Origin of the sequence: Candidatus Desulfatibia sp. (assembly GCF_036446775.1) — a bacterium.
GTDB lineage: Bacteria > Desulfobacterota > Desulfobacteria > Desulfobacterales > UBA11574 > Desulfatibia_A.
The window spans coordinates 1-4,790 of sequence record NZ_JAZFTO010000227.1; the positions used below are offsets into that span (position 1 = coordinate 1).

Annotated in this window: 5 protein-coding genes; all 5 read right to left on the bottom strand. The window is 47.6% G+C overall.

The annotated features are described in order from the left end of the window. A partial coding sequence (locus V3S16_RS10820; protein ID WP_413884808.1) for a flavodoxin domain-containing protein occupies nt 1-1,850 on the bottom strand: 1,850 nt, incomplete at its 3' end. A 156-nt stretch (nt 1,851-2,006) separates the two neighbouring features. Then, entirely contained in the window at nt 2,007-2,294 is a 288-nt protein-coding gene (locus tag V3S16_RS10825; RefSeq protein WP_413884810.1) for a hypothetical protein, read from the bottom strand. A 10-nt stretch (nt 2,295-2,304) separates the two neighbouring features. Next, entirely contained in the window at nt 2,305-3,780 is a 1,476-nt protein-coding gene (locus V3S16_RS10830; RefSeq protein WP_413884812.1) for a reductive dehalogenase, read from the bottom strand. 85 nt (nt 3,781-3,865) lie between these two features. Then, the gene (locus V3S16_RS10835; RefSeq protein ID WP_413884814.1) at nt 3,866-4,474 is read right to left on the bottom strand and encodes an FKBP-type peptidyl-prolyl cis-trans isomerase; all 609 of its coding nucleotides are present in this window, start codon (nt 4,472-4,474) and stop codon (nt 3,866-3,868) included. Nucleotides 4,475-4,514: 40 nt separating this feature from the next. After that, the coding region (locus tag V3S16_RS10840) for a cytochrome c (RefSeq protein ID WP_413884816.1) at nt 4,515-4,790 on the bottom strand (276 nt) is incomplete at its 5' end.

Here is a 4,790-nt window from a genome sequence, read left to right on the forward strand (position 1 = left end):
GACCCTTCAAGTGAGATTGCCAGATGATGAATGTCCTTTACCGAGTCCTCTCCGGTGAGGTTTCGATTAATCAACAGTTTGGCAGAAAATGGATTGTGCTTGTGAAAGACTCTGCCGTCTTCGGTATCCACATCGAAAATCGGCAAGATCGCACTGGAACAATGCGCCTCAATATAATCCTGCATGGTATCAACCGCTTCACCAATCCAATCTTCAGCCGCATCTTCATAATCCGTGTCGCAATCGACACGCTCGATAATCCTCCGGGCGCCCAGTTCCTGTAAGCGGGTATCAAAGTCAAGGGCAGTTTCGCAGAAATACAGGTAACTGCTGTCACCCAGCCCCAGGACACCGTATTTAAGATCGCTCAGCCTGGGTGCTTGTTCAGAATGAATGTACCTGTGTAGCATCTCAGCATCTTCCGGCGGCTGACCTTCCCCATAAGTACTGGTAACAATCAATAAGTGGCGTTCATCAGCGAGCTTTTTAACTGGGTAATCCGCCATGGAATACAAATTAGCAGACAGGCCATTACCAGTCATTGCAGCCCCCAGGCGATGTGCGACTTGCCTTGAGTTACCGGTTTGAGACGCATACAGAACAGTAAGGGTTTCCACTCCCTGTCGGGATTGAATGACTGGAACCCGCAGGTTCGTCTTGTCGGATGTAAAAACTACTTTTACCCTGTCGACGGCCGACCGGCGCAATCGAACAGCTTCAGAAAGAGTCAAGCCTACGGGACAGAACAGTCGGCACCAGAATTGTGGAACCAAAAAAGCTCCGAGCAAACTGATTGGCAGGATATACCACTGAATGCCCATTCCTTCCAGGGAAAACATCATGCTGAACGGTTCATAGGAGCCCAGAGCAGGGTGACGGGACAGGAAAATCAGGAGAAGAGCAAGCCAACTCATGGTTAAAATTACCCTGCGTGCGCTTTTCATCAAGCCGGGCTTTATGGCCAATTTGATGCCGCTGATCTTTTGAAGCAAGCCCTGGACCACATCAAATGGGCACATATAACCGCAATAAAAGTTTTTGCCCAACAGCACAATCCCAGCGATGGTGCCACCTACCAGGATCCACCAGATGGGATATTGGCTAAAGCCAGGGACATACCCCATCACTATGCCAGCCAAAGTTCCCAGGCTGATGGAGGCATTTACATAAAACCCGACAAATGCCAGCGTCGCAAACGGTAAAACTACTTTAAGTGGTTTGGCTATCTTTTTCGGGCCATAGACAATTAGCAGCACCGCAGCAAACAATCCAAGCATCAGGAATTCGTCACTACCCCACTCATATTCCTTATCTTTCCAGGTTTTTTCCAGCTTGAGATGTTCAATTGCGCCTTTGTGAAGTGCCTGAGCGGTGGCGCTTGTAAATCCCTGTGCGGAAATCGTTGCACCAGAAACAGCATCCACGTCCTGGCCATAGAGAAAATCATTGGTCAGCGGCTTGTTGATAAACTGATAGAAAAAATTCTTTCGGATCATTTTTTGTATATAGGAAGGTGTTTCCTTATGAGATAAAATAACCACTTCCTGAATCCGTGCAGATTCATCCGTTCTGATGGCGCGAACACCTAAAATGAAAGGCCCTCCATAGCCCGTGCCTTCAACAATTACCAGTGCTTCATTTATATTATCCGGCGATGGCACAAAAACTATCGGCAGGTCGGGATAGACATCAGCGCTACCCCACTGATATCCAGGGTACTGCTTTTTTACGAGAGGCAAATAGTCGGGACTGTCGGCAACATATCCAATCACAAAAGCTAAAATCAGCGTAACCCAGGCAAATAACTCAAAGAGTTTTGCGACATAAGGATTTGATACATTCACTCGCATGAAATTTCTGTTACAAACTATGTTGTATCTAGTTTTGGTTCAGAACTGCTTTCGCGCCGCCATAAACTTCAAAGAAGGCGGCATAACGCCTTAGAAATGATTCATAACATGAAATGACGGACACATAGTTTCATGGGTTTTTCGAGTACAAGTAAACTAGTTTTCTGCATTCTTGAAACCAGGGGCAACCAAGTGTCTCCAGGTCAATGCCAGGATCAGTAAACCGGGACCACTAAAGAAAAGGATGCCGAGCGCGCTGGAGCGAGGATACCCTTCGATGAGAGAAGAGCCACCCCAGGCAATTCCAAACAACACTAAAACGAGCCCCAAAATCAATAGAGGCAGTGTATACCACTTGGGTTTTACTACCATTTGAAAATAGACCATTCCCATTGCAGCCATCATGCTGATAACACCCAGGCAAAACCATTGCAAAGCTTCCATCAGTCGCTCCTTAAGAAATTCCGGCTGTGCCAATATTGTTTTTCATCGACTTGTTCGTGTTCATACCTTTTCCCGATTTCCAAAACCGCTCTACTTTACCGGGAACGGGTTTTCCACTCTGCCCACCGTATCCGAAAAGGGGATGGGCCTCTGACATCCAGTAGTGAATAAATCTGGGCATGGCTGGATTAATCGCCATGACAAACCAATGGTGCCAATAGTCCGGCTCATTAAAAGTACAACTGGCCATGCAGTTAAGACAGGAAGTATCGTTTTCAATCCAGAAGTTGAAACATTTTTTGGCATCGCTGTACCACTTCTTAATGCCGATATGGTTATTCCAGGTATAGCCTGGCTCATCTGCAAACTCGTAAGTAGGCTCAAACCCGGGTTTTTCATCGTAACTGATTGCCTGGGGAGGACAGGCTTCAGCACATTTCCTGCAACTTTCGCAGAAGTCGGCAATTCCCCAAGTACGTGGATAATCGTAGGCGTCTTCAAAATCAATGTTGGTAAACACCTTACAGATTCGTACCCGCGGACCAAGCCCAGGGGCAAGACACAGGGAATTTCGACCACCTTCGCCCAGGCCAGCCTGAATGGCAAAAGCCACAGAGTTGGCCATTTCATTGCCGGCCGCTACGGCGTTGTATCCCATGCCACGGATAAATTTGGCGATCTGGCAGGATATTTTACTCATGTCACAGTAACCGTTACCCGTTGCTCCTTCTGCCGTCCAGCTTGGAGAAGTAGCCACGTTGTCGTAGTCCATCGGTGTCATTATCACGATGACGGACTTAGGCTCAAACGGAAAATCTTTGTCCCAATAGAGCTCTCTCTCATGAATAATGTCATACATGGGATCATAAACGAAGCGCTTGTCGAACCTGGTAATGCCGCAACGGACGGCACCAAACAGGCGTGCTGCACTGCGGATCATGGTTGCTGCGCGTTTGGCAGAACCAAACTCATATTTTTCAGCGTCCACGTCAGACTGATCCCAGCTATGCAGTGGTGTATTGGGCTGGGTAAATGCCTGTGCTCGTGATTTCGCCGCAATCAATGGAAACCAGGAGGCATGCCCAAGCGCCCGGTCGGCCTGATCATAGCCTTCACGGGTGTTATCAGGTGGCAACTTGTGTTCGAAGGTCTGTATATCGTAATTGAAGTGAAACTCTTTGTTATGCAATCTTGCATACTGCTCATTTCGCTCCGGGTAAACCTCCTGAGACAGCTTTGGACTTACGGCATAGCAAAGTACAACATCACGCTGATCTTTCGGCTTGAAGTTTTCGATCGTCTCGATGCCTTTAGACCGAGAACCACTCAGAGAGGCCTTGGAAGCAGCCAATGCCGCGCCGCCAGCCACCATGACGCCTGTCCCGGCTAATGCGGCACGTTTAAAAAAACTTCGGCGTGAGATATTGGGCAGATCATCCTCATCCGGGTTTTGTATTGGAAGGGTATTCTTATCTTGCATATTCATAGCAGAAAGTTTTCCTCTAATCTTTCAATCAACAGACAGGTTGAATCATTTCGCCATTCAGATACTGAATTTACTTTTAATCGAATTACACAATATCGAGTAATTCAATGTTAAAAATTAAGGCCGCATTCCCTGGAATACCGGGAGGATGGCCAAGCTCGCCATAAGCCAGCTCTGCAGGAACATAAAACCGGCATTTGGTGCCCACGGGTATCAATTGTAACCCTTCTACCCAGCCCGCAATTACAGACTGCAAAGGAAACTCTGCCGGAGTGCTGCGTTCCATGGTACTGTCAAATACATGGCCATTTGTCAGCATTCCATGATAATGAATCCGGACACTGTCCAGGGGGCCAGGTTTACTGCCCTTACCCAACTCCAAAATCTCATATTGCAAACCACTGGGGGTAATGTTGATATCATCGCGCTCCGCATTTTGCCGCATAAACTCCATGCTCTGGCCGGCTGCCTGGGTAGCCTCAGCCAATCTTTTTGCCTCTACATCAGCGGTAATGGCTTTAAAGGCTTTTTCTGCTTCTTTATCGGTGTAGGGACTTTCGTTCCCTACATAACAATCTCTTATTCCGGCAAATACAGCTTCCAAATCCAGACCATCAAAATCATGAGTCAACAGGTGGCGACCAAACTGCCAGCCTAGCCCGTAGCTAACTTTTTGTTCATTACTATCAGACATTACTTACCCTGTTAGCAAGCCAGGTATTAACCCAAAATCGTCATTCGGGATTGGGGGGTAATGGTAATAACAGTGCTGGCTCCATATATTCCGCATGACACGCATTGCATGATTGAATCAGCTTGCCGACTGCATTCATGCTGCCCTTGGGATCATGCATGCGGGAATGCTGAGCCAGCCCCATTGCAGCCGTTTCCGTGGCAAGAGACTTAGCCTTGAAGTCGTCGATGTTATCAATGATTGCGCGCTTGGCTTTAGTGCCTTCAAATGATCCGGGAACGACAAAAAACTCGTAGGACATCTTGGCCAGGTATTC